This window comes from Polaribacter filamentus (assembly GCF_002943715.1).
In the GTDB taxonomy this organism is placed as follows: domain Bacteria; phylum Bacteroidota; class Bacteroidia; order Flavobacteriales; family Flavobacteriaceae; genus Polaribacter; species Polaribacter filamentus.
In genome coordinates this window covers 252,962-272,880 of record NZ_MQUA01000013.1, presented here as the reverse complement: position 1 = coordinate 272,880, position 19,919 = coordinate 252,962, and the positions used below count along the sequence as shown (strand labels likewise).

General features: G+C 29.0%; 20 protein-coding genes and 1 pseudogene. 12 read left to right on the top strand and 9 right to left on the bottom strand.

Features of this window, described 5'->3' with window-relative positions; genetic code table 11:
- Positions 1-255: 255 nt before the first annotated feature.
- Complete coding sequence (locus tag BST83_RS03370; protein ID WP_104808576.1) at positions 256-687, top strand: lipocalin family protein; 432 nt, start codon at positions 256-258, stop codon at positions 685-687.
- Positions 688-723: 36 nt separating this feature from the next.
- Here BST83_RS03370 and recR read toward each other — a convergent pair whose 3' ends face one another.
- The gene (recR, locus tag BST83_RS03365; protein ID WP_104808575.1) at positions 724-1,341 is read right to left on the bottom strand and encodes a recombination mediator RecR; all 618 of its coding nucleotides are present in this window, start codon (positions 1,339-1,341) and stop codon (positions 724-726) included.
- A 144-nt stretch (positions 1,342-1,485) separates the two neighbouring features.
- On the opposite strand from recR, the gene BST83_RS03360 reads away from it, so the two are divergent.
- The 4 genes and pseudogenes from BST83_RS03360 (at position 1,486) to BST83_RS03345 (ending at position 5,462) form a co-directional block, all read left to right on the top strand.
- On the top strand, positions 1,486-2,931 hold the full coding sequence (locus BST83_RS03360; protein ID WP_104808574.1) for a sodium:solute symporter: 1,446 nt from the start codon (positions 1,486-1,488) through the stop codon (positions 2,929-2,931).
- Positions 2,932-3,392: 461 nt separating this feature from the next.
- Positions 3,393-4,038 (top strand): annotated as a pseudogene (pdxH, locus tag BST83_RS03355) (pyridoxamine 5'-phosphate oxidase).
- Positions 4,039-4,070: 32 nt separating this feature from the next.
- Complete coding sequence (locus BST83_RS03350; protein WP_104808573.1) at positions 4,071-4,559, top strand: SixA phosphatase family protein; 489 nt, start codon at positions 4,071-4,073, stop codon at positions 4,557-4,559.
- A 6-nt stretch (positions 4,560-4,565) separates the two neighbouring features.
- Positions 4,566-5,462, top strand: a complete 897-nt coding sequence (locus tag BST83_RS03345; protein ID WP_104808572.1) for a Ppx/GppA phosphatase family protein — start codon at positions 4,566-4,568, stop codon at positions 5,460-5,462.
- 341 nt (positions 5,463-5,803) lie between these two features.
- Here BST83_RS03345 and BST83_RS03340 read toward each other — a convergent pair whose 3' ends face one another.
- Both BST83_RS03340 and lpxK read right to left on the bottom strand, forming a co-directional pair.
- Positions 5,804-6,226: a thioredoxin fold domain-containing protein gene (locus BST83_RS03340; RefSeq protein WP_104808571.1), complete on the bottom strand. Its 423-nt coding sequence runs from the start codon at positions 6,224-6,226 to the stop codon at positions 5,804-5,806.
- A 225-nt stretch (positions 6,227-6,451) separates the two neighbouring features.
- On the bottom strand, positions 6,452-7,465 hold the full coding sequence (gene lpxK / locus BST83_RS03335; RefSeq protein ID WP_104808570.1) for a tetraacyldisaccharide 4'-kinase: 1,014 nt from the start codon (positions 7,463-7,465) through the stop codon (positions 6,452-6,454).
- Positions 7,466-7,708: 243 nt separating this feature from the next.
- Between lpxK and BST83_RS03330 the strand changes: the two genes are divergently transcribed.
- The gene (locus tag BST83_RS03330; RefSeq protein WP_104810768.1) at positions 7,709-8,803 is read left to right on the top strand and encodes a Nif3-like dinuclear metal center hexameric protein; all 1,095 of its coding nucleotides are present in this window, start codon (positions 7,709-7,711) and stop codon (positions 8,801-8,803) included.
- 2 nt (positions 8,804-8,805) lie between these two features.
- Positions 8,806-9,579: a zinc ribbon domain-containing protein gene (locus BST83_RS03325; protein ID WP_104808569.1), complete on the top strand. Its 774-nt coding sequence runs from the start codon at positions 8,806-8,808 to the stop codon at positions 9,577-9,579.
- Positions 9,580-9,685: 106 nt separating this feature from the next.
- Here the strand turns inward: BST83_RS03325 and BST83_RS03320 are convergent, their stop codons facing one another.
- From BST83_RS03320 to BST83_RS03300, 5 genes are all read right to left on the bottom strand, one after another.
- Positions 9,686-11,452, bottom strand: coding sequence for a DUF349 domain-containing protein (locus BST83_RS03320; protein ID WP_240614633.1), 1,767 nt, complete (start codon positions 11,450-11,452; stop codon positions 9,686-9,688).
- Between the two features lie 242 nt (positions 11,453-11,694).
- Positions 11,695-12,447 carry a shikimate dehydrogenase family protein gene (locus tag BST83_RS03315; RefSeq protein WP_104808568.1) on the bottom strand — a complete coding sequence of 251 codons (753 nt, stop codon included), beginning with the start codon at positions 12,445-12,447 and terminating at the stop codon, positions 11,695-11,697.
- Positions 12,428-13,435 carry a DUF368 domain-containing protein gene (locus BST83_RS03310; RefSeq protein ID WP_104808567.1) on the bottom strand — a complete coding sequence of 336 codons (1,008 nt, stop codon included), beginning with the start codon at positions 13,433-13,435 and terminating at the stop codon, positions 12,428-12,430. The genes BST83_RS03315 and BST83_RS03310 overlap by 20 nt, the downstream gene beginning before the upstream one ends.
- Positions 13,436-14,359: a polyprenyl-phosphate transporter gene (locus BST83_RS03305; protein ID WP_104808566.1), complete on the bottom strand. Its 924-nt coding sequence runs from the start codon at positions 14,357-14,359 to the stop codon at positions 13,436-13,438.
- A gap of 385 nt (positions 14,360-14,744) precedes the next feature.
- The gene (locus BST83_RS03300) at positions 14,745-16,115 is read right to left on the bottom strand and encodes a tetratricopeptide repeat protein (RefSeq protein WP_104808565.1); all 1,371 of its coding nucleotides are present in this window, start codon (positions 16,113-16,115) and stop codon (positions 14,745-14,747) included.
- 300 nt (positions 16,116-16,415) lie between these two features.
- On the opposite strand from BST83_RS03300, the gene pyrR reads away from it, so the two are divergent.
- The 5 genes from pyrR to BST83_RS03275 are packed head-to-tail and all read left to right on the top strand — an operon-like array spanning position 16,416 to position 19,465.
- Entirely contained in the window at positions 16,416-16,955 is a 540-nt protein-coding gene (pyrR, locus tag BST83_RS03295; protein ID WP_104808564.1) for a bifunctional pyr operon transcriptional regulator/uracil phosphoribosyltransferase PyrR, read from the top strand.
- A 1-nt stretch (position 16,956) separates the two neighbouring features.
- The gene (locus tag BST83_RS03290) at positions 16,957-17,886 is read left to right on the top strand and encodes an aspartate carbamoyltransferase catalytic subunit (protein ID WP_104808563.1); all 930 of its coding nucleotides are present in this window, start codon (positions 16,957-16,959) and stop codon (positions 17,884-17,886) included.
- A gap of 4 nt (positions 17,887-17,890) precedes the next feature.
- Positions 17,891-18,217 (top strand): hypothetical protein, encoded by a 327-nt coding sequence (locus BST83_RS03285; RefSeq protein ID WP_104808562.1) that lies wholly within the window; start codon positions 17,891-17,893, stop codon positions 18,215-18,217.
- A 13-nt stretch (positions 18,218-18,230) separates the two neighbouring features.
- Positions 18,231-18,551 (top strand): T9SS type A sorting domain-containing protein, encoded by a 321-nt coding sequence (locus BST83_RS03280; RefSeq protein WP_104808561.1) that lies wholly within the window; start codon positions 18,231-18,233, stop codon positions 18,549-18,551.
- On the top strand, positions 18,548-19,465 hold the full coding sequence (locus BST83_RS03275) for a ribonuclease Z (RefSeq protein WP_104808560.1): 918 nt from the start codon (positions 18,548-18,550) through the stop codon (positions 19,463-19,465). Before BST83_RS03280 ends, BST83_RS03275 begins: the two co-directional genes overlap by 4 nt.
- Here BST83_RS03275 and BST83_RS03270 read toward each other — a convergent pair.
- Positions 19,452-19,814 carry a CoA-binding protein gene (locus BST83_RS03270; RefSeq protein WP_104808559.1) on the bottom strand — a complete coding sequence of 121 codons (363 nt, stop codon included), beginning with the start codon at positions 19,812-19,814 and terminating at the stop codon, positions 19,452-19,454. The two genes, BST83_RS03275 and BST83_RS03270, sit on opposite strands and share 14 nt — an antisense overlap.
- Positions 19,815-19,919: the final 105 nt, after the last annotated feature.

The window sequence follows — 19,919 nt, the reverse complement described above, 5'->3', positions numbered from 1 at the left end:
ATATTTATTTTCTCTCAAAACAACACTGTTTTTACTGTAAATGAATCTGAAACTTATGATAATGTTACGTACACTTCTTCTATCACTTACAAAAAAAAATAGAGTATACTAAGAATTAGCTGCCTTGAAGTCTTTTTAGGTAGCATTTTTTATGCTTATAAAGATTTAGAAAAAGGAATTCTATCCATATTACTCTTGCTTACAAAAATTAAAAAATAAAGACTACACTGTGAGATAATTTAAAACTAAAATGTTATGAAAAAAATTATCCTTTTACTTATTACTATTGTAAGTTTATCTTCTTGTTCGTCTAACGATGACGATACAGCTTCTTTAAATGCCATTATTGGGAATTGGCAATTAAAATCCATGACCGAAAATGGTGAAGAAAGCTCAACTGATTGCACAAAAAAAAGCACCTTAACTTTTTTAGAAAATGGAAACGGTTCTAATATTAGTTATGATGAAAATTATGATGGAAATGGAAATGTTGTTTGTAAAAATGACGACAATGGAACTTCTACTTGGCAAAATTCAACTGGTTCAATTTATAAAATTATCGAAGATGGAGATATTTCAGAAGTTCAAATCACTTTTTCTCAAGATAAATCGACCTTCAGTATTGAAATGTCAGAAACATTTAATGACGAAGTTTATTCCCTAATTATAACATACAAGAAGATTTAAATACCCTTAAAAGCTCATTTTTAAAATGGGCTTTTTTTATGCTCTTAAAGATTGAGTAAACGGAATTCTATTTACAATACTTCTTCCTAAAGTAACTTCATCTGCAAACTCTAATTCATCACCAACAGCAATTCCTCTTGCAATTGTACTTGTAATAATTTCAAATTTTTCTATTTGTTTGTAAATGTAGAAATTTGTTGTATCACCTTCCATTGTAGAGCTTAGCGCAAAAATAAGTTCTTTAATTTCTCCTTCAGCTATTTTTTTAACAAGAGACTCTATCTGCAAGTTTTGAGGCCCAATACCTTCAATAGGCGAAATTTTACCTCCTAAAACATGATACAACCCGTTGAATTGCGAAGTACCTTCAATTGCCATGACATCTCTAATGTCTTCAACAACACACACAATTTCAGGATTTCTTTTTACGTTATTACAAATATCACATAAATCAGTATCCGAAATATTAAAACATTTTTCACAATTTTTTACATCATTTCTCAAATGGAGCAATGCTTCAGATAAGTATGCTGTATTTTCTTTGGGTTGCTTTAATAAATGCAATACCAAACGCAAAGCCGTACGCTTTCCAATTCCTGGTAAACGTGAAACTTCATTCACTGCGTTTTCTAATATTTTTGATGAAAAATCCATAGTTTACAAAATTACAATTTTAAAGAGAAATAAGAAGAAAGTTGAAAGAGAAAAGAAGCTCATTTTAGAAACTAAGTCTTTTTTATTTTCTCTATTTTCTATCCTCTAAAATCATATATTCGTATTTTAAAATCATAATTAATTATGCAACCAATTCATATTATTCTATTAATAGTATCTTATTTTTCTGTATTAATTTTTATTTCTTACCTCACAGGAAAATCAGCAGATAATAAAACTTTTTTTAAAGCAAATAATTCTTCTCCTTGGTATTTAGTAGCTTTTGGTATGGTTGGCGCATCTCTTTCTGGAGTAACTTTTATTTCTGTCCCTGGTTGGGTAGAGGCTCAAAGCATGAGTTATATGCAAATGGTTCTGGGTTATATTGTTGGTTACGCCGTGATTGGTTTGGTATTACTCCCGCTCTATTATCGATTGAATTTAACATCCATTTACACCTACTTACAAGATCGGTTTGGAGATTATTCGTACAAAACTGGCGCAAGTTTCTTTTTACTATCTAGAACTATTGGTGCTTCTTTTAGACTTTTTTTAGTGGCAAATGTGTTGCAATTATTATTGTTTGATGCTTATGGAGTGCCGTTTTGGGTAACTGTAACCATCACAATTGTATTAATTTGGTTGTACACTTTTAAAGGCGGAATGAAAACAATCGTATGGACAGATACCTTGCAAACACTTTTTATGTTAATTGCAGTTGGAGTTTGTATTTATACCATTTCTTCTGAATTAGAAATCACTAATATTTTCTCTTATGTTGCTGATAGCGAACTTTCTAAAACCTTCTTTTTTGAGGATATAAATGCAGGAAATTATTTCTGGAAACAATTTTTAGCAGGTGCTTTTGTTTCTATTGTAATGACAGGTTTAGACCAAGATATGATGCAAAAAAATCTAACTTGTAGAAACTTAAAAGATGCACAAAAAAATATGTTTTGGTTTACAATTGTTCTGGTAATTGTAAACTTTTTCTTTTTAGCACTAGGAATTCTACTAACCGATTATGCTCAAAAAAACGGAATTGACGCACACAAAGACGAGCTATTCCCAATATTGGCAACAAAAGGAGCCCTAGGTTTAACAACGGCTATTTTCTTTTTATTAGGATTAATAGCTGCCGCGTATTCCAGTGCAGATTCTGCTTTAACCGCTTTAACAACTTCTTTTAGTATCGATATTTTAGAAATTGATAAAAAGAAAAGCGAAACAGACCAAGAAAAAATAAGAAAGAAAATACATATCCTTTTTTCATTCATATTAATAGGAACCATTTTAATATTCAAATACTTTATTGCTGATGCCAGCGTGATTGCCAAAATATTCACATTTGCAAATTATACCTATGGACCATTATTGGGTTTGTATGCTTTCGGTTTATTTACGAAGCTAAAAGTAAAAGACAAAGCAGTGCCTTTCATTTGTATTGCTTCTCCCTTTTTAACCTTTGTAGTAAGTACTTTGTGTTTAAACTATTTCAATTTCGACTTTGGTTTTGCTTTATTAATCTTAAACGGATTTATCACTTTTATTGGACTATCGCTCTTTAAATTAAAGAATTCGGAATCTTAAAATATTTAAAGTGCTTTTTTATCTATTATAAACAGTTTAAAGCTATTACTAAAATGCTAAAAACCTTGGGTTTTAAATATTTTTATTACAGATTCACTAAATCATTCTAACCCCCATATTATGAACATCACTAAAAACCCTTCTTTCAACTGAAATCATTATACTTTTTATTAAAACAGCGTACAGTTTTAATCTACTATTTTCTAAAAAAGAGTTCAAAATTTTAATAGTTAAGAGGCAACTATTACAACATCAATTAAAAGTTAATTCCTCTTCTTAAAATTGAATAGCAAACAAGTAAATTACGGAACTTCCAAAAATTATGTTTAAATAACCTATTTTAAAAAATAAATCTCAGAAAAAAGGAATGCTTAAAACCTTTCTCTTTTTTTGTATAAAACTATTTTATTCTATACTATTAAAAATAAACATTCGTATTTTTACTACTTATAATATTAAAAATGCAAGAAGACTTAAGTAATTATAGAAAATCTTACGAAAAGCAAGAACTCTTAGAAATTAATTGCCCAGAAAATCCAATCCAACTATTTCAAACTTGGTTTTTAAATGCAGATAATTCTGATTTGCTTGATGAAAGCAATGCCATGACAGTTTCGTCGATTGGTTTAGACGGCTTTCCAAAAAACAGAGTTGTTTTATTAAAAAAATATTCTTGGGAAGGTTTTATTTTTTACACCAATTATCATTCAGAAAAAGGAAAAGCGATTGCTAAAAATAGCCACGTATGTTTGTCTTTTTTTTGGCCAGGTTTAGAACAACAAATCATTATTAAAGGAAAAGCTGAAATACTAGCAGAAAATTTATCTGATGATTATTTTGATTCAAGACCAGACGGCAGTAAGTTAGGCGCTTGGGCATCGAACCAAAGTACGGTAGTTTCTTCAAGAAACGAATTGGATAAAAACTTAATATCCTTTGAAAAAAATTTGAAGGAAAAGAAATTACAAGACCAAAAAATTGGGGGGTTATTTAGTAAAACCTATATCCATAGAGTTTTGGCAAGGAAGACCCAATAGAATGCACGACCGAATAAGATATAATTTAGAAAAAGATTTTTCTTGGAAAATAGAACGTTTATCACCTTAATTTTTATATTTACAATTTTATACTAAATTTGAATGAAAACACTTTATATAGTTCGGCACGCTAAATCTTCATGGGAATATGAAGGCATTGAGGATATAGACAGACCACTAAAAAAACGCGGAATTAAAGATGCCCATTTAATGTCTAAAGTGCTCTCAGAACTAATTTCTAGACCAGACGTTTTTATATCTAGTAGCGCAAATAGAGCTTTACATACTGCTATAATTTTTTGTGAAAACTTTGAATATCCGTTATCAAACTTAAAAATTAGACGTCAATTATATAGTTTTAGTGATGGTTATTTAGTAAAAACTGTAAAAGCTTTGGATGATGGTTTTAGTTCTGCAATTATTTTTAGTCATGACCACGGTATAAATACTTTTGTTAATAAATTTGGCAATAAACCATTAACACATGTACCAACCTGCGGTGTTGTAGGCATACAATTTGAAGAGAAGTACTGGAAAAACATCAAAAAAGGTAAAACTATTTTAACTGAATTTCCTAAAAATCATAAATAAAAATAATTGTTAGAAATAAAAAAATACGGAGCAATCGATATTGGCTCAAATGCAATTAGACTTTTAGTTTCTAATATTATTGTTGTTGAAGGAAAAGAGCCTCAATTTAAAAAATCTGCTTTAGTTCGTGTTCCAATTCGTTTAGGAGCAGATGCTTTTGTTAATGGAATAATTAGTGAGCAAAACACGAGAAGAATGATTGATGCCATGGAAGCATTTAAATTGTTAATGAAAGTTCACAATGTAGAACGCTATAAAGCGTGTGCTACTTCCGCTATGAGAGAAGCTACAAACGGTTTAGAAATTGCAGACAAGATTTTTAAAGAAACAGGAGTTAAAATTGATATTATTGGCGGTAAAGAGGAAGCTGCAATAATATCATCCACAGATTTAAATCAATTAATTGAAGGCAACAATTCTTATTTATATGTAGATGTTGGCGGCGGTAGTACAGAATTTACTATTTTTTCTGAAGGTAAAATAATTATCTCCAAATCTTTTAAGATGGGAACTGTTCGCTTATTAAGTAATAAAAAATCTGTAAATAAAGAGATTTTCTCAAATGTTGAGAAATGGATTAAAAAAAATACAGCAGGCCTAAAGAATCTTTCTTTAATTGGTTCTGGTGGTAATATAAACAAACTTTTTAAAATGTCTGGTAGATTAGAAGGAAAACCGATTTCTTCTATATACTTAAATGCTCAATATCAGTTTTTAAAACAAATGAGCTACCAAGACAGAATATCAGAATTAAGTTTAAACCCAGACAGAGCAGATGTTATTATACCAGCAACTAAAATATATATATCTGCAATGAAATGGAGTGGAGCAACAAAAATATATGTCCCAAAAATTGGACTTTCAGACGGAATTATTAAAAGTCTGTATTACAACAAATTTTAATTTATTTTTATTTACATGAATTTTATAAAGAAAAAGATTGACTAATGGCACTTATTAAATAATAAGAGCAATTACAAATAATTCTATTTAAAAATTCTTGTAATCTCTTATTTAAAAAGGGTTTACCAAACTAAAAATATTTTTAATTGGACATTAATAATTTTAATATTAATCAATACCTCATCAGAAAAGCAGCTATTTGTTCCGTTTTAAACTACCAATCGAATCGAGCTACTTTAGGGCTGATAAATACATAGGAATACTATTTATTATCCTACGAATTAAAAAATGCGAAGCAGTTTATACTACTTCGGATTTCTTTTTATCGTAATTAATTTTTGTTAATAGCCATCTATTTTAGATTGAAAAAAAGGGTAATAATAAGCAGTCATTACAGATCCTTTTTTCTCCGCTAATTTTTTACCTCTATGATTTACAATCATTAAAGTTGGGAACGATTTTACATTGTATTTCTCTTGAATAGAAATATTCTCAAACATTTTTTCCGGAGAAATTATATCTAATATTCTTGGGATATCAACATCTAAAATAATTAAACTCTTATCTGCTAAATCCTTAAATCTAGTTGTATTAAACAAATATTTAACTACTATTTTACGTGATCCACAACAATCTGAGTCTGTAGAATAGATTAAAACAGGTTTTTTTTCTTTTTTGGATTTTATGAAAGCCTTCGTATCAGTTGAAACCCAGTTCAACTTAATTACAGGAATCTCGCGAATTTTTTCATCAGTAGAAACCACATTTTTTGCGAAATAAACTTAAGTTGTAAGTAAATAAATAATAAAAGTGTAAACTATTTTCTTTGTTATTAACTTTTCTATTTTAAAAATATCAAAAATAATACCGCAATTAAAAACGTAAACTGTGACTTCTTAAACTTTATTATGTCATACTACTATCTGGTATTCTAAAAATAAATACTTCTTGCAAAAATCAAAAAAGAACCGGTATTTTTAATAACGGTTTTATTGCATATGGCCTTTTATAATGGCATCAAATTTATGTTGATTTTCTATAAAATTAGTTTCAATCTCCAAAAATGAAAGCTCAATTAACTTACTGTTTAGACGCGTGTAATCCTTTTCTGTTGTTAAAATCAACTTTTTATCAGAATTAATAATTTTAAACTTCTCCTTAATAGCCTTTAAATCTTTGGATGAAAAATGGTGATGATCTGCGTATTTTAAATGTGTAAACTTGATGTCTTTTTTACTCAAAAATTCTAATAACGGACTTGGGTTTGCAATTCCGGTTATCAATAAAACTTCGAACTTTTTCAATTCTTTTAAACTAATTTCTTGACTTCCAGAAATTTTGTCAGCATACGAAATTATTGTAAAAAAAACTTTTTTATTAAATTTTTGTAACTTTACTTCAATACGCTTTTTCTCTTCTTTTTTTAAGTTAAAAGGACACTTTGTAACCACAATTACATCTGCTCTTTTAGCTCCGGCCCTACTTTCTCTTAAATTTCCTGTTGGCAATAAAAAATCATCCGTAAACAAATCATCATATTTAGTAAGTAAAATATAAAAACTCCCTTTCACTTTTCTATGCTGAAACGCATCATCTAACAAAACCACTTCTGGTGATTTTTGAACTATTAAATTAGTAATGCCCGCTACCCTTTTTTCATCAACAACTACATTTATATTTGTAAACTTCTTAAAGTATTGCAAAGGTTCATCACCAACATCATTTGCTGTATGATTTTTATTTACAAGCACAAAACCTTTAGTTTTTCGCTTATAGCCTCTACTTAAAACGGAAACATTATAAGTGTCCTTTAGCAATCGGATTAAATATTCTATTTGAGGTGTTTTTCCTGTTCCGCCAACACTGAGATTGCCAACAACGATGATAGGAATCTTAAATGAAGTCGATTTAAAATAATGAACATCAAACAAAATATTACGAATTGTGGTTATCAAATCGTATAACACTGCAAAAGGAAATAATAAAAATCTTACTAATTTCATCAATGTAAAAATACAATAAAAGATTTTCTTAAAAGCACCTAAAAGTTTTATGAAATCGTAAAAATAGTTTGCTATTTAATTTAGAGTTCAGAAAAATATGAAATTCCATTCTTGAGATTCCCTTTACGTATATCCAATTGCGCATATATTTTACTAGAAAGACCTTTTGAAGGAAACTCGAGTTAAAACCATGAAACTTTTTTGTTTAAAAATGGTAACTTTGGATTTCAATACATATTAAAAATGATCATTAAAGACATCACAAATTACATTGAAGAATTAGCTCCTTTAAACTATGCCGAAGATTTTGACAATGTTGGTTTATTAGTTGGCAATTATAACACAAATATTACCGGTGTTTTGGTAACTTTAGACACTTTAGAAGAAACTGTAAATGAAGCTATTGCCAAAAAATGTAATTTAATAGTTAGCTTTCATCCTATCATTTTTAGTGGTCTAAAAAAATTAAACGGCAATTCTTATGTTGAAAGGGTCGTGTTAAAAGCGATTAAAAATGACATTGCCATTTACGCAACTCACACCGCGTTAGACAATTCTAAAAATGGAGTTTCCGCCAAAATATGCGAAGTTTTAGGTTTGAAAAACACCCGTATTTTAATCCCTAAAACAGGAATTATTAAAAAGTTAACTACCTATGCGCCAATTATTAATGCGGATGCTTTAAAAACGGCTCTTTTTAACGCCGGAGCAGGAAACATTGGCAACTATGACAAGTGTTCTTTTACTGTTTTAGGTGATGGAACTTTTAGAGGAAATGAAGATTCAAATCCTTTTATAGGTACCAAAGGAACCCTTCACACAGAAAAAGAGGCAAAAACATCTGTAATTTATGAAAGTAAAAATGAAACAGCTATTTTAAAAGCATTACAAGAAAATCATCCTTATGAAGAAATTGCCTACGAAATTGTAACCACAGAGAATGTGCATCAAGATATTGGAATGGGAATGATTGGTGAGCTTTCATTAGAAATGGAAGAAAAAGAGTTTTTGTTATTTTTAAAGAAGACTATGAAAACGGATTGTATTCGTCACTCTGCTTTGATCAATAAAAAAATAAAAAAAGTGGCAGTTTTAGGTGGTGCTGGAAGTTTTGCCATTTCTAATGCAAAAAAAGCGGGAGCCGATGCTTATGTAAGTGCTGATTTTAAATATCATGAGTTTTTTACAGCAGAAAATAACATACTTTTAGCCGATATTGGTCATTATGAAAGCGAACAGTTTACAAAAAACCTTTTAGTAGATTATCTTACGAAAAAATTTAGTAATTTTGCAGTCATTTTATCAGAAAAAAGTACAAATCCTATATATTATATATAACCATGGCAAAGAAGAAAGAAGTTTCGATTGAAGAAAAATTAAGAGCATTGTACGATTTACAATTAATTGACTCTAGAATTGATGAAATTAGAAACATTAGAGGAGAATTACCTTTAGAAGTGGAAGATTTAGAAGATGAAGTTGCTGGGTTAAACACTAGAATTTTGAATTTATCTAAAGATCTTGCTAATTTAGAAACAGACATCAATAACAAAAAGTTAGCGATTGAAGAATCTAACGGTTTAATGAAAAAATACGATGAGCAACAAAAGAAAGTTAGAAATAACAGAGAGTTTGACTCCTTGTCTAAAGAAATTGAATATCAAGATTTAGAAATTCAATTAGCGGAAAAAAGAATTATAGAATACAAGGCTAAAATTGCTCAAAAGAATGAAGTGATTGATACTACTAAAGAAAAAATGGCAAAACAAGAAAAACATTTAGGTCATAAAAAATCTGAATTAAATGCTATTTTAAAAGAAACTGAAAAAGAAGAAAAGATTTTATTAGAAAAATCTATAGAATATTCTGATTCCATAGATGACCATTTACTTTCTGCTTACAGTAGAATTAGAACCAAAGTGAAAAATGGTTTAGCGGTTGTTGCAATAGAACGTGGCGCTTCTGGAGGTTCTTATTTTACAATTCCACCTCAAGTTCAATTAGAAATTGCAAACAGAAAGAAAATCACAATTGATGAGCATAGTGGCCGTATTTTAGTTGATGCAGCTTTAGCTATTGAAGAAAAAGAAAAAATTGATAAATTATTTGCTTAATAATACAATACTAATCATAAAAAAACTCGAAGTGTATACTTCGAGTTTTTTTATGCAAAATTGTTAAGGAAAACCTTAAGGTATTACCTAAAGGAATTCCTATCAATTAATAATCTAACTTTTTGAGGTAGCTTAATTTTTCTTTCCAAATTGCTAAATCTTCTTTATGCGCTTCCAGTTTATTTTTTACGTTCAAAAATAAAGGATTATTATGCTTTACATTCGAGAAAAAGCCCATGTTATTTTCTAGTTGTTGAATTTCTTTAAAGATTTCATCTATCTTTTTTCTGACAAATATTTCTTCTGAATCTAGTTTTCTACTATCATTATCATCCGCTAAAGAATCTACAACATTGGTAAATCTCAACATCGAAACTTCATTTTTATCCAAAGACAAGCTTTCTAACATTCTATCTATTTGCTTGTTAAACTTATCTTCTAAATGACGCACTTCCCTTGGTAATCTTCCTAAATCTTTCCAAGAATTAATAGCCTCTAAAACAGAATCTTTGGTTGTTTCTTCAGTTTCCTTTAGAGCATCTAAAAACTCTTTTTTAGCGTCCACAACTGCTTGTTGTTCTTTGCTTACTGCATTTTTTTGTTCATGAAATCTATCAAAATAATGATTACACGCTGCTTTAAAACGTTTCCAAATATCATCAGAAAATTTACGAGGAACATGACCTATTTTTTTCCAATCAGATTGTACTTTTTTCATGGCATTTGTAGCCATTTCCCAATCATCACTATCTTTTATAGATTCTGCATATTCAATTAATGCAATTTTCTGTTCTAAATTTTCTTGCTGTCCATTTTTTTCCTGCTTATAAAAAACATTTTTAGCAGCGTTAAATTTTTTAGTCGCATTTTTGAATTTTTGCCAAACCTCTTCACTTTTAGAATATGGTAATTTACCGGCGTTAAAATAGTCTTTTCTTAATTTTTCAATTTCATTAATACTTTTCTGCCAATCGCTATGAGATTTATTGTTAGAAGGATCATATGCACTAATTGCATTGATAGTAACCATTTTTTTCTCTATAATTTCATCATATTTTGAGCGCATTTCTTTATAATAGTCATGTCTTTTATCATGAATATTTTTAGTGGCGTCACTAAATTTTTGCCAAACCACTTCGCGCATTTCTTTCGCTACTGGGCCTACATCTTCTTTCCACTTTTTATGTAAATCTTGTAATTCTTTAAAAGCAAAATTAATATCAGCCTCTTCGGATAGCGCTTCAGCTTTTTCTATGATTTTTATTTTTTTCTCTAAATTATGTTTAAAATCCAAATCTCTAAAATCATTACTTAGATGCAATAAATCGTAAAAACGTTCTACATGATGATGATAGGTTTTCCAAGTATCGTTATAATGAGATTTTGGAACTGAACCAATTGTACGCCAAGTGTCCTGAATTTCTTTAAAATTTTTATACATTGTAGAAGTGTTTGCTTCGTCAATTAAATTTTTAAGGTTTTCAATAACTTGCTCACGCTTTACAAAATTTTCATTTAAATTATTTTCCAAGTTTTTATAAAAAGCATCTCTTTGCTTTTTATAATCGGATAATAAATTATTATAATTTGTTTTTATAGGACTTGAGAACTGAAAATCGATAGAATTTCCTCCTTCTTCTAAAAAAGCTGCTTTTTTCTCGGCTAAAATTGCTCCAAACTTTTGGTTAAAAGCACTTTTAATACCTTCAACTTGCGATTTTATTTTTTGAACAGGGCTGCTAGACAGCGTCTTTTCTAGACTAGAAACTAGTTCTTCTAATGAAAAAGTATCATAATCTACAGCAGGAGATTCATCTTCTTTAGACTCATCATTTTCAGCATCTTCTGCAACAGATTTTTCAATTTCATCCACGGCATCATTCGTTTCATCAACTTTTACCGCTTTTGGTTCTTCTTTTTGCTGTTCAGGTTTCGAAGTTGTTTCAATACCTATCTTTTCTACTTTTAATCCGTTTTTTTCAACATTTTTTCATTTTCATCTAACATATCTACAATGTTTAAGGTCGTTTATAAAATACTATTTACATAAAGCATAAAGATACAGACAACTTACAAAATCTACAAGTTAAGTGTACAAGTATAATTTATAATAAATTATTCATTCCAAATTCTCCAAGATTCCTCTGCTTGAAGTTGTAACATTTCAAATCCGTTTTTAATAATTGCCCCTTTTTCTTTTCCTTTAGATAAAAAAGTAGAAACTTCTGGATTGTATATTAAATCGTACAATAAATGAGCATCTGTTATAAAATGATACGGAATATCAGGACATTTTTCTATCTCTGGGAAGGTTCCTAAAGGTGTACAATTAATAATTACTGTATATTTTAAAAGTGTTTCTTCCGATAAACTATGGTATGAAATTTCTTTTTTACCCTCAGGATTTCTCGAAACAAATTTATATTTAATACTATTTTTATGCAGAGCAAAGGCTATGGCTTTCGATGCGCCTCCAGTTCCCAGAATTAATGCTTTTTTATGATGCTTTTTTAACAGCGGTTTTATGGAGTTTTCAAAACCAACAACGTCTGAATTATATCCTTTTAAGTTTCCTCTTTTGGTGAATTTTATGGTGTTTACCGCGCCAATATTTTTTGCAGTTTCATCTAACTTATCTAAAAACGGAATAATTTCCTCTTTGTAAGGAATAGTTACATTTATACCTCTTACATTTTTTTCTTCACCAATAATTGAAGGAAAATCTTTTATTTGCTGAATATCAAAATTTAAGTACTTGTATTTATTAAGCTTTAATTTTTCGAACTTTTCTGTAAAATATCCACGAGAAAATGAATAAGAAATATTTTTACCTAATAAGCCAAAAGTCTTACTTTCTTCTTCTTTCATAATAATCTATTGCTAATATTAAACCGATGCCAAAACAGATAAAAAAAATAGCTAAGAATGTTTCTAAGCTAAATGTTTCGGGAATATATCTTTTATAATTTTCAATTACTTTATTTCCTTTTTGGTCAAGCAAAAAGTCACCATTATTATTTGTGTAAATTTTATTTTTCCAAGGCCAAACAATGCCCAAAGAGCCCGTTATAAAACCAATAATAATTGCATTTACAATTTTATTCCAACGTTTTAAAACATATCCTAAAACGTGTGAGATAGAGACCAAACCAAAAGCTGAGCCAGCAGTGAAAACTGATATAATTTTTAAATATCTTATTTTAATAGGATCTGCTAAAACTTCAAAATTTCCTGAAACTAAATTTGTAAACACATTTAATAAAATGTTTACTGAGTCGACTAAAAGTAATACATAGTTTCCTAATAAAATTAAAATAAAAGAACCAGAAAGCCCAGGAAGCGTTATGCCAGAAACACTTATAATTCCGCAAACAAATACAAACCAAAGATTATCATTTTCTCTTGCGGGTGTTAAAAAACTGATTCCTAAACCAAGAGCTATTCCAAAAATTAAGAATACAAAATTCTTTCTATTCCATTCTCCAAAATCTTTTCCAATATAGTAAATAGAACCAATGATCATCCCAAAAAACCAACTCCAAACATACAATTCATAATATTTTAAAAAGTAGTCTAAAATTAAAGAAATGCTAAAGTAGCTAAAAATACTACCTGCCATTATAAGCGCTACAAATTGGGCATTTGTATATTGAAAAAAGCTTTTAAACCTCCCTCTTAAAAGAAATTTTAATGCATTTAAATTTACTTTTCTAAAAGAATAGATTAACTCTTCATAAAACCCAAAAACAAAAGAAACAGTTCCGCCAGAAACCCCAGGAACTTTATTTGCAGCTCCCATAACTAATCCTTTTAAAAAAAGAATTAGTTTTTGTTTAAAGGTTCTCTGTTTTTCCATTTATTGTTTCTTAACCGCTAATTTTTCCATCAATAAAATTAACGAAAAACCAACAAATGCCAAAACAATTGACAGTAATAATTGTGCATCTCCATCAAAAGAAAAAGGAGAAACACTTTGTTCATTAAATGCAACCTCAATTCCTTGAGAATTTGTGCGCCAAGTCAAGGTTTCTTTCCAAGGCCAAATTTTATTTAATGAGCCAATAATAAAACCCGTTAAAGCTGCTAAAGTATAATTTTTATAATTTTCAAATAACCATTTTAGCACTTTAGAAAAACTTAATAAACCAACAATTGCCCCTAAACCAACGGCTGTAACTGTCTTTAAATCTCTATCATTTACTGCAGCTAAAATTGGTTGATAGGCACCTAATAACACTAATATAAATGCCCCAGAAATTCCGGGTAAAATCATAGCGCAGATTGCTATTGCTCCTGCAAAAAACATAAATAGCAAAGAGGAGTTCTCTGTTACCAGCGGATTTAAAGTTGTTATATAATATGCTAAAAAAGCGCCTAAAACTAGTGCTATAATAGAAATGAAATTCCAATTTGAAATTTGTTTTACGATGTAAATAATACTCGCTAACACCAAACCAAAAAAGAAAGACCACAATAAAATAGGTTCATTTTCTAATAAGTATTTAATAGCTTTTGCCAAAGAGACAATACTGATAAAAATCCCAATAAAAAGTGAAAGCAGAAAGTTGCCATTTACTTGTTTCCAAGCCGCTTTAATGCCTTCTTTTTTTAAGGATTTTAACAAGCTTACATTTACATTGCTTATAGACCCTAATAATTCTTCATAAATACCAGAAATAAATGCAATTGTTCCTCCAGAAACTCCAGGGACAACATCCGCTGCTCCCATAGCAATTCCTTTTAAACCAATAACAACATAATCCTTAATAGTTCTACTCATTTTAAGTTTGATTTTTTTGAAAAACGAAGATAATAGAAATTTAAGAAAGATTGAGAAAAGCAATTTTAATTTGGTTTGTTTCTAAGCTTAAAAAAATATAGATAAGCTAACTTCTAAAACATCAAATTAAAACAAAAGTAAAATCACAATGGAAATTACCAGCATGACTATGAAAATTTTAATACTTATTTTTTCTATTTTTTATAACCACAACGAAAGTTATGCGCACAATTAATTAACCTTCAAATCTAAAACACTTGATAGTTCTCCTCTTTTACTAAATAAAGGTATTAATTACAAACTAAAGAAACACGTAAATGAAAAATTAGCTTATAAAAAAACCTGAAAATCAAATTCAGGTTTGTATTTTTAAAAAGAATATAAATTATTCCAAAGCCTTTTTATAATTTGCAATTAACTTCTGTATTTTTTTGTTTTCAAAAACTGTTGGATACAATTCTTTTAAAATTATATGATATTCATAATCTAATTTCATACCAGCAATTAAATGATGAAAACCATATTTTTCTTTGTTTAAAGCGAAAAACAATCCTGTTAATCGATACTCTATTTCCGCTAAATTTTTATGCGTTTTTTGTGCTTTTAACAGCACTGAAATTGCATCTTCAAACTCCCCTAAAAATGACAAAACATCAGTTAAACCAATATAAATTTCCAAAGCATCATCACTTAAATCTAAACAAGTTTCAAAACCAACAACTGCTTCCTCAAAAAAACTAAGTTTTAGTTTAATCTCTGCATATTTTCTCCAGTACAATGCATTCTGTTCATCGATTTTTAAAGCTTTAGAAATATAATACGATGCCTTTTGGTAATTTCCGTCATTATAGTATAAATCGGTAAGTAAAATCCAAGCTCTATCTAATAGAGGATCTTCATGAACTGCTTTCTTGTAGTAAGAAATTGCAGCATCAAATTTATGTATTCTTTCATAACACTCGCCTATTCTAACATAAGCAAATGCAGTTGGGTCATCTAATTCTAATGTAATTAAATAATTATCTATTGCTTCTTGATAACGCCCTAATTCTTCTAAGGTTTTTGCTTTTTCTAAATAACCACCGATAAAAAATTCATCGATTAAAACAGCATAATCAAAAGAATTTAAGGCTTCTTTATACATTTTTAGTATAAAATATTGTCTACCTAACTGATGCCAAGCAACTTCACAATAAGGATTTATATTAATATAGTTATCTAGGTATGCAATAGAATTTGCATGTTTTTGTTCCATATCATAACAATACACAATATTATAAAGGGCAGAATAATCTTCAAAATCTACTTCTATACATTTTTCGAAACTTAAACGCGCCTTCTCAAAATTATCTAAATACAAGTATTCCATACCAATTAAAGACCAAACATCTACTTTATCATCTGTAAAATTTAATGCTTTTTCTAAGTTGATAATTGCCTCTTGGTGCTTTCCTTTCTTCGAATTAATAGTTGCTTTTTGAATAAAAATTTCATCATTACTAGGTTCTATTCGCTCCAATTTTCTGAGTACACTAGAAGCTTTATCTAATTGATTTTCAAATATATAAATCTCTACTTGTAACAATTTTAAATCTACAGATTGCGCATGTTGTTCCAGACCAAGTTTCACCGCTTTTTTTGCCAGCGAAAGTTTACCGACATCTAAATAATGGATAATAATCTCCTCAAACTCAACTAAATCAAAAAAAAAGATATTGTTGGTTTTTAGCATGGATTCAAACTTCGTTAAAGACATAACTTAGGTTCTTTGAATTATAAAATAAAGGTACTACAACTCCTACCGCACTTTTAAACAAGTACTATTTGTTTTCAACAATTTATTAACAACAAATATCAGCCAAATTTTTAAGGATAAAACTTAGATTTGATTTAACATTTAACAAAAATACTTCTATGCTATTGCACTAAATTAAGTAAAATATTTATTTCGACATCCAATTTATAATAATTAGTGTCTTATTTTATTTTGCTCATACGTTTATTTACCCTAATTTTGATTTTCAATAACTATCAACTAAAATTTGATAGACCTCTAATGAGCAAAAAAACCTTACTTAACTCAAAAGATATTGAAATTATTCTTCACAGATTAGCTTGTGAGCTAATTGAAAATCATAATGATTTCTGTAATACTGTTTTAATTGGCTTGCAACCAAGAGGAACATATTTGGCAAACAGATTAAGTGCCTTGCTAAAAAACGAATACGGAATAAATAACCTAAAATTAGGCCTATTAGATATTACATTTTACAGAGATGATTTTAGAAGAAGAGATTCTCCTTTGGCAGCTACATCAACAAAAATCGATTTTTTAATTGAAGATAAAAAAGTAGTAATTATTGATGATGTCTTATTTTCTGGCAGAAGCATAAGAGCTGCATTAACTGCAATACAATCTTTTGGAAGACCCGAAAGTATTGAGTTATTGGTTTTAATTGACAGACGATTTAGCAGACATCTACCTATTCAGCCAAATTATAAAGGAAGACAAGTAGATGCAATTAATGAAGAAAAAGTTTTAGTTTCTTGGAAGGAAACACATAAAAAAGATGCTGTATATATAGAACAGAAATAATATGGATCAATTAAGCGTATCGCATTTATTAGGCATAAAATATCTAAAAGCAACTGATATTGATCTTATTTTTAAAACTGCAGATCATTTTAAAGAAGTTATTAATAGACCTATAAAGAAGGTTCCTTCTTTGAGAGATATTACAATTGCAAACTTATTTTTTGAAAATAGTACAAGAACAAAACTTTCTTTTGAGCTTGCAGAAAAAAGGCTTTCTGCGGATGTTATTAACTTCTCTGCAAGTCAATCATCCGTAAAAAAAGGTGAAACACTAATAGACACTGTGAACAATATTTTATCTATGAAAGTAGATATTGTTGTTATGAGACATGGAAATGTGGGTGCAGGCGTTTTTTTATCTAAACATGTAAATGCTAAAATTATAAATGCCGGTGATGGAACGCACGAACATCCAACACAAGCTTTATTAGATTCTTATTCTATAAGAGAAAAACTAGGCACTGTAAAAGGAAAAAAAATTGTTATTGTGGGCGATATTTTACACTCAAGAGTTGCTTTATCAAACATATTTGCGCTGCAATTGCAAGGCGCACAAATTAAAGTTTGTGGACCAACAACCTTAATTCCAAAATATATTACAAGCCTAGGTGTTGAAGTTGAAACCAATCTTAAAAAAGCGTTGGAATGGTGTGATGTTGCCAATGTTTTAAGAGTGCAACATGAAAGAATGGATATTAAATATTTTCCATCAACAAGAGAATACACGAAACTTTTTGGGATAAATAAAGAACTCTTAGACAATCTTGGCAAGAAAATTGTAATCATGCATCCAGGACCAATTAATAGAGGTGTAGAAATTACAAGTGAAGTTGCAGATTCTGATCAATCCATCATTTTAAATCAAGTAGAAAATGGTGTTGCGGTAAGAATGGCGATCATTTATTTATTGGCGCAACAAATTAAAAGGTAAAGAGATGATCGTAGAAAAAAAAGAAAATTATACGTTTATTTCCTCGGATGAAGATTCGTTTTCAGACTTTTATACTTCCTTTTTAAGATTACAAAAAAACCGTAAAGAAGAACATTTAGTGCTGCAAATTTCTAATAACATTAACATAACACAAGAGGAATTTTCACTATTTTTGATTAATATTAAAAAAGAACCTGACAAATCATTTGTAATCGTTTACAATAAAGTAAATATTGATGATTTACCTCAGAATCTTAACATTGTTCCTACCTTATTGGAAGCAGAAGATATTTTAGAAATGGAAGCTATGGAGCGAGAATTAGGATTTTAAAAAGCGGCATAAAATGATAAAAAAAATACTTTTTATTTTATTTTTAAGTATATCCACAATCGGATTTTCACAAGAAAAATCAATTGAAAAATTATCTGCTGCTCCAAATCCGTTTACGAATTCAACAAAAATAACATTTAACGCTACCAGTAATTCTGACATAATTTTTAAGGTATTAGATGTTTTAGGTAAAACTGTTTACGAAGAAAAAGTAAAGGCCAGTGTAGGTAGTAATTCGTTTACTTTTGAAAAAGGGAACGTTCTTACCGGTATTTATATTTACACATTGCAAGATAAAGAAAGTATAATTTCTAAACGGTTTGTAATTAAATGAGTTTAAACCTAACTATTTTAGGTTGTCATTCTGCAACTCCACGTATAAATGCGTTTCCTACGTCCCAGTATTTAGAAATTAATAATCGACATTTTTTAATTGATTGTGGTGAAGGTACCCAGCGTCAAATGCGGAAATATAACGTTGGTTTTTCTAAAATTGACCACATATTTATTTCTCATTTACATGGAGATCATTTTTATGGTTTAGTTGGTTTATTAGCTACCTACGGTATTTTGAGTAGAGAAAAAGAACTGCATATTTATGGTCCAAAAGACATAAAAAAAGTAACACTATTACAGTTAAAAATTTCTCAGTCTCATGCGCAATATCCAATTATATTTCACGAATTAACATCCAATGAAAGTGAACTTATTTTTGAGGATGATAAAGTTTCTGTGCGAACAATCCCTTTAAACCATAGAGTGTATACAAATGGTTATTTGTTCACAGAAAAAGAAAAACCTAGAAAATTAAACATGCTAAATATTAGCGGATATCCAGAAATTGATAAAGCTGATTACTTAAATATTAAAGCGGGTAAAGATGTTGTTTTATCAACTGGAGAAATTGTTGCAAATAAAGAGTTAACTATTGCACCAAAAAAACCATTAAGCTTTGCTTTTTGCAGCGATACTTGCTACAAGCCAAACATACTAAAAATTATAGAAAATGTTGATTTACTATATCATGAAGCCACTTTTTTAGCCGATAGAGAAGATTTAGCAAAAAAAACAAAACATTCTACTTCAAAACAAGCCGCGCAAATTGCAAAAGATGCTTCTGTAAAACAATTGATTCTTGGTCATTACTCTGGCAGATATAAAGATATTTCTTTGTTTAAAACCGAAGCAAAAGAAATTTTTGAGAACACAGAATTAGCACAACCTGGTAAGGTTTTTAGTATTCATTAATTGACAACATAACCAAAGTACAAGCAATTACGGGTTCTATACTATTTTCTTCTAACAGTTTTACAAACTCCTCATTCTCAGCACCAGGATTAAAAATTACCCTTCGAGGTTTTAAGCCAATAATGTAGTTATAATATTCCTCTTGTCTTTTCGGATTAAGGTACAAAGTAACAGTATCTATATTTTTATAATCTTGTTTTTCGTCATCAATTTTGATAGTTACAACTTTACCTTTTTTTATTCCTAACGCCTTTACAAATAATTTTTTATCTAACAACCTTTTAATTGCAATGTTAGAATATCTGTTTGGATTTGCAGATGCACCAAGAACTAATGTTACATTTTTCATACTGGTAATATTACGTTAAAGGTTGTTTATTCAAGTAACAAATATAAGTAATAGTTGGTCTGTACGCCAATCTATAAAGTTAAAATTAACACATAACGCAAAAAA

What these genes read in the sequence shown, in the direction of transcription:
- BST83_RS03275 (WP_104808560.1), top strand. Translation starts at nt 18,548, where the DNA reads ATGAGTTTAAACCTAACTATTTTAGGTTGTCATTCTGCAACTCCACGT.
- BST83_RS03305 (WP_104808566.1), bottom strand. Translation starts at nt 14,359, where the DNA reads ATGAGTAGAACTATTAAGGATTATGTTGTTATTGGTTTAAAAGGAATT.
- BST83_RS03325 (WP_104808569.1), top strand. Translation starts at nt 8,806, where the DNA reads ATGGCAAAGAAGAAAGAAGTTTCGATTGAAGAAAAATTAAGAGCATTG.
- lpxK (WP_104808570.1), bottom strand. Translation starts at nt 7,465, where the DNA reads ATGAAATTAGTAAGATTTTTATTATTTCCTTTTGCAGTGTTATACGAT.
- pyrR (WP_104808564.1), top strand. Translation starts at nt 16,416, where the DNA reads ATGAGCAAAAAAACCTTACTTAACTCAAAAGATATTGAAATTATTCTT.
- BST83_RS03310 (WP_104808567.1), bottom strand. Translation starts at nt 13,435, where the DNA reads ATGGAAAAACAGAGAACCTTTAAACAAAAACTAATTCTTTTTTTAAAA.
- BST83_RS03360 (WP_104808574.1), top strand. Translation starts at nt 1,486, where the DNA reads ATGCAACCAATTCATATTATTCTATTAATAGTATCTTATTTTTCTGTA.
- BST83_RS03290 (WP_104808563.1), top strand. Translation starts at nt 16,957, where the DNA reads ATGGATCAATTAAGCGTATCGCATTTATTAGGCATAAAATATCTAAAA.
- BST83_RS03270 (WP_104808559.1), bottom strand. Translation starts at nt 19,814, where the DNA reads ATGAAAAATGTAACATTAGTTCTTGGTGCATCTGCAAATCCAAACAGA.
- BST83_RS03315 (WP_104808568.1), bottom strand. Translation starts at nt 12,447, where the DNA reads ATGAAAGAAGAAGAAAGTAAGACTTTTGGCTTATTAGGTAAAAATATT.
- BST83_RS03350 (WP_104808573.1), top strand. Translation starts at nt 4,071, where the DNA reads ATGAAAACACTTTATATAGTTCGGCACGCTAAATCTTCATGGGAATAT.
- recR (WP_104808575.1), bottom strand. Translation starts at nt 1,341, where the DNA reads ATGGATTTTTCATCAAAAATATTAGAAAACGCAGTGAATGAAGTTTCA.
- BST83_RS03370 (WP_104808576.1), top strand. Translation starts at nt 256, where the DNA reads ATGAAAAAAATTATCCTTTTACTTATTACTATTGTAAGTTTATCTTCT.
- BST83_RS03280 (WP_104808561.1), top strand. Translation starts at nt 18,231, where the DNA reads ATGATAAAAAAAATACTTTTTATTTTATTTTTAAGTATATCCACAATC.
- BST83_RS03330 (WP_104810768.1), top strand. Translation starts at nt 7,709, where the DNA reads ATGATCATTAAAGACATCACAAATTACATTGAAGAATTAGCTCCTTTA.
- BST83_RS03285 (WP_104808562.1), top strand. Translation starts at nt 17,891, where the DNA reads ATGATCGTAGAAAAAAAAGAAAATTATACGTTTATTTCCTCGGATGAA.
- BST83_RS03300 (WP_104808565.1), bottom strand. Translation starts at nt 16,115, where the DNA reads ATGTCTTTAACGAAGTTTGAATCCATGCTAAAAACCAACAATATCTTT.